This window comes from Micromonospora sp. ATA51 (genome assembly GCF_016802855.1).
Classification (GTDB): domain Bacteria; phylum Actinomycetota; class Actinomycetes; order Mycobacteriales; family Micromonosporaceae; genus Micromonospora; species Micromonospora sicca.
In genome coordinates, this window is sequence record NZ_JAEVHJ010000444.1 from 1 (window position 1) to 4239 (window position 4239).

General features: G+C 72.5%; 3 protein-coding genes and 1 pseudogene. 3 read left to right on the top strand and 1 reads right to left on the bottom strand.

Annotated features, from left to right (window positions below; all coding sequences use genetic code 11):
* Positions 1-1210: pseudogene (locus JNW87_RS35500) on the top strand (leucyl aminopeptidase); the annotation flags it as partial.
* Positions 1211-1273: 63 nt separating this feature from the next.
* On the opposite strand, the gene JNW87_RS35505 reads toward JNW87_RS35500, so the two are convergent.
* A complete protein-coding gene (locus tag JNW87_RS35505; protein WP_109805840.1) occupies positions 1274-1603 on the bottom strand; it encodes a hypothetical protein in 330 nt (109 codons plus the stop codon).
* A 142-nt stretch (positions 1604-1745) separates the two neighbouring features.
* Between JNW87_RS35505 and lpdA the strand changes: the two genes are divergently transcribed.
* Together lpdA and JNW87_RS35515 are read left to right on the top strand one after the other, a co-directional pair.
* Entirely contained in the window at positions 1746-3173 is a 1428-nt protein-coding gene (gene lpdA / locus JNW87_RS35510; protein WP_201750037.1) for a dihydrolipoyl dehydrogenase, read from the top strand.
* A gap of 67 nt (positions 3174-3240) precedes the next feature.
* A partial coding sequence (locus JNW87_RS35515; protein ID WP_238455208.1) for a biotin/lipoyl-containing protein occupies positions 3241-4239 on the top strand: 999 nt, incomplete at its 3' end.

The following is a 4239-nucleotide window of genomic DNA, read 5'->3' on the forward strand; positions in this document are numbered from 1 at the left end:
CCGGCGCGCCCCCGGGTGGCGCTGGCGCTGGCGCTGCCGGACGACGCCGACGCCCCCGGCCGCGCTGCGCGCGGTCGCCGAGGGCGCGCTGCTCGGTGGGTACCGGTTCGCCGGGTACAAGACGAAGCCGCAGCCGGCCCGGCGGGAGCCGGTGGCCGAGGTGCTGGTCGCGGTGCCGGACGCCGGCGACGCGACCGCCCGGGCGGAGATCGCCCGGGCGCAGACGGTGGCCGGCGCGGTCCGGCTCAGCCGCGACTGGGTGAACACCGCCCCGAACGAGCTGCGACCCCCGTCGTTCGCCGACGCGGTGGCGAGCGCCGCCCGGGACGCCGGCCTCGGCGTCGAGGTGCTGGACGAGGCGGCCCTGGCGGCCGGCGGGTACGGCGGCATCATGGCGGTCGGGCAGGGCTCGGAGGCCCCGCCGCGGCTGGTGAAGCTGACCTACACCCCGGAGGGCGGTGGCTCCGGCAAGCGGGTGGCGCTGGTCGGCAAGGGCATCACCTTCGACACCGGCGGCATCTCGATCAAGCCGGCGCAGGGCATGTGGGAGATGAAGTCCGACATGGCCGGCGCGGCGGCGGTCGGCGCCGCGATGCTGGCGATCGCGGCGCTCAAGCCCGCGGTGGCGGTGACCGGGTACCTGCCGATGGCGGAGAACATGCCGTCGGGCACCAGCTACCGGCCGGGCGACGTGATCAGCATGTACAACGGCAAGAAGGTCGAGGTGCTCAACACCGACGCCGAGGGCCGGATGATCCTCGCCGACGCCATCGCGCGGGCCTGCGAGGACGGCACCGACTACCTCTTCGAGACCTCCACGCTCACCGGCGGCCAGGTGATCTCGCTGGGCAAGCGGATCGCCGGCGTGATGGGCACCCCGGAGCTGTGCGAGCGGGTCAAGGTGGCCGGCGAGGCGACCGGCGAGCCGGCCTGGCCGATGCCGCTGCCGGACGACGTCCGCAAGGGCATGGACTCCGACGTCGCGGACATCTCCCAGGTCAACGCCGGGATGGACCGGGCCGGTCACATGCTCCAGGGCGGCGTCTTCCTGCGCGAGTTCGTCACCGACGAGGTCGCCTGGGCGCACATCGACATCGCCGGGCCGGGTTACCACTCCGGCGAGGCCACCGGCTACCTGACCAAGGGCGGCACCGGCGTCCCGGTCCGCACCCTGGTGCACCTGGTCGAGGACGTCGCCGCCAACGGCTGACGGGTACCGGACGGCATGACGGGGCGCCCCCTGCGCGGGGGCGCCCCGTCCGCGTTCCAGGCCTCAGAACAGCTCGGGGCGGCGCTTGCGGCGTTCGTTGTAGTCGCGCATGCGTTGCGGGTAGCCCATCAGGCGGACGTCGTAGATCGGGATGGCCAGCCGGTGGGCGAAGCGGCGGGCGCCCTCCGGGCCGTCGATCCGCCGCCGGGTCCATTCGCCGTCGTCGGCGATCAGCATGACGGTGGTCTCGGTGACCGTGGTCCGCGGCTCGATGTACGCCTCGACCCCCCGCCGGGTCCGGACGAAGTTCTCCAGATGGTCCAGGTCGGCGCGGTCGGCACCCCGGTCGCGGCTCGCCACGCTCGTCCGCTTCCGTCGACGGAACAACCCCACCGGACCTTCTCCTCCCCCGTGCACCATCGAAGACGGTGCCAAGAGTACGTGTCCGCGACGTGTCGTTGGGCACCTCAGTACGCGCCCTCGAGGTCGGAGTGACAAGATGACCGAGGTGGGGTCTGTCCGTGTCACCCCCGCCGTGACCCCCCGATGCAGCGACGCGACCTGGGAGTTGGACGTGAGCGAGCCGAACGAAGCGACCTTCGACATCGTCATTCTCGGAGGTGGCAGCGGCGGCTACGCGGCGGCGCTGCGTGCCGCCCAGCTGGATCTCTCCGTCGCGCTGATCGAGAAGGGCAAGCTCGGCGGCACCTGCCTGCACAACGGCTGCATTCCCACCAAGGCGCTGCTGCACGCTGCGGAGATCGCCGACCAGACCCGGGAGTCGGAGCAGTTCGGCGTCAAGGCCGAGCTGGTCGGCATCGACATGGCGGCGGTCAACTCGTACAAGGACGGCGTGATCTCCCGGCTGTACAAGGGCCTGCAGGGCCTGGTCGGCGGCGCCAAGAACATCACCTTCGTGGCGGGCGCCGGCAAGCTGGTCGGCAAGAACGTCGTCGAGGTGGACGGCAAGCGCTACACCGGCCGCAACGTCATCCTGGCCTCCGGCTCGTACGCGAAGAGCCTGCCCGGCCTGGAGATCGACGGCGAGCGGATCATCACCAGCGACCACGCGCTGACCCTGGACCGGGTCCCGTCCTCGGTGATCGTGCTGGGCGGCGGCGTGATCGGCGTCGAGTTCGCCAGCGTGTGGAAGTCCTTCGGCGTGGACGTGACGATCGTCGAGGCGCTGCCCCGCCTGGTCGCCGCCGAGGACGAGGAGTCGTCGAAGGCGCTGGAGCGGGCCTTCCGCAAGCGTAAGATCAACTTCAAGGTCGGCAAGCCGTTCGAGAAGGTCGAGAAGACCGACAACGGCGTCAAGCTGACGATTTCCGGCGGGGAGACCGTCGAGGCCGAGCTGCTGCTGGTCGCCGTCGGTCGCGGCCCGAACACCGCCAGCCTCGGATACGAGGAGCAGGGGGTCAAGATGGACCGCGGCTACGTGCTGACCGACGAGCGGCTGCGCACCAGCGTGCCGAACGTCTACGCCGTCGGCGACATCGTGCCCGGCCTCCAGCTCGCCCACCGCGGCTTCCAGCAGGGCATCTTCGTCGCCGAGGAGATCGCCGGCCAGAACCCGGCCGTGATCGACGAGGCGGGCATCCCGCGGGTCACCTACTCCGACCCGGAGCTGGCGTCGGTCGGCCTGACCGAGGCGAAGGCCAAGGAGCAGTACGGCGACAAGGTCAAGACCTACAACTACAACCTCGGTGGCAACGGCAAGAGCCAGATCCTCAAGACGGCCGGCTTCGTGAAGCTGGTCCGCCTGGAGGACGGTCCGGTGGTCGGCGTGCACATGGTCGGCGCCCGGGTGGGCGAGCTGGTCGGCGAGGCGCAGCTCATCTACAACTGGGAGGCGTACCCGGCCGAGGTGGCGCAGCTCATCCATGCCCACCCCACGCAGACCGAGGCCCTGGGCGAGGCGCACATGGCCCTCGCCGGCAAGCCGCTGCACTCGCACGCCTGATCACGACAACCGCGGCGTCCGGCGACGGGCGATGATCCCACCAGGGGAATGAAGGAGTCTGGAGAACATGCCGGTATCGGTCACCATGCCCCGGCTCGGCGAGAGCGTCACCGAGGGCACCGTCACGCGCTGGCTCAAGCAGGAGGGCGACACCGTCGAGGTCGACGAGCCGCTGCTCGAGGTCTCGACCGACAAGGTCGACACCGAGATCCCGTCGCCCGCGGCGGGCGTGCTGAGCCGCATCGTGGTCGGTGAGGACGAGACCGCCGAGGTCGGCAGTGAGCTGGCCGTCATCGCGGGTGAGGGCGAGGAGGCCGGCGCGGCCGCCCCGCAGGAGGCCCCGGCCGAGCAGGCTGAGCCGGCCGCCGAGCCGACGGCCGCCGCCGAGGGCGCGGGTCCCGAGCCCGAGCGGGAGCAGCCCGCCCCGGAGCAGCCGCAGGCCCAGGCCGCCCCGGCGCCGTCGGGCGAGGGCACCCCGGTGAAGATGCCGGCCCTGGGTGAGAGCGTCACCGAGGGTACGGTCACCCGCTGGCTCAAGCAGGTCGGCGAGACGGTCGAGGTGGACGAGCCGCTGCTGGAGGTCTCCACCGACAAGGTCGACACCGAGATCCCCTCGCCGGTGGCCGGCACCGTGCTGGAGATCAAGGTCGCCGAGGACGAGACCGCCGAGGTCGGTGCCGACCTGGCGATCATCGGCGCCGCCGGCGCCGCCCCGGCCCCGGCTCCCGCCCCAGCGAAGCCGGAGCCGAAGCCCGAGCCCAAGGCGGAGGCGAAGCCCGAGCCGAAGGCCGAGGCCCCGGAGCCCAAGGTCGAGGAGCCGACCCCGGGCCTGTCGTACAACGAGCCGGCGGCCGAGGCGGAGGTCGCCGCCCAGCCGGTGAAGGCCGAGCAGGCGGCCCAGCCAGCCGCGCCGACCCCCACCCCGCAGCGGCCGACCGCCCCGGCGCCGGGCGGCGGCGAGGAGGCGGCCGGGTACGTGACCCCGCTGGTGCGGAAGCTGGCCAGCGAGCACGGCGTGGACCTCTCCTCGGTCAACGGGACCGGCGTCGGCGGCCGGATCCGCAAG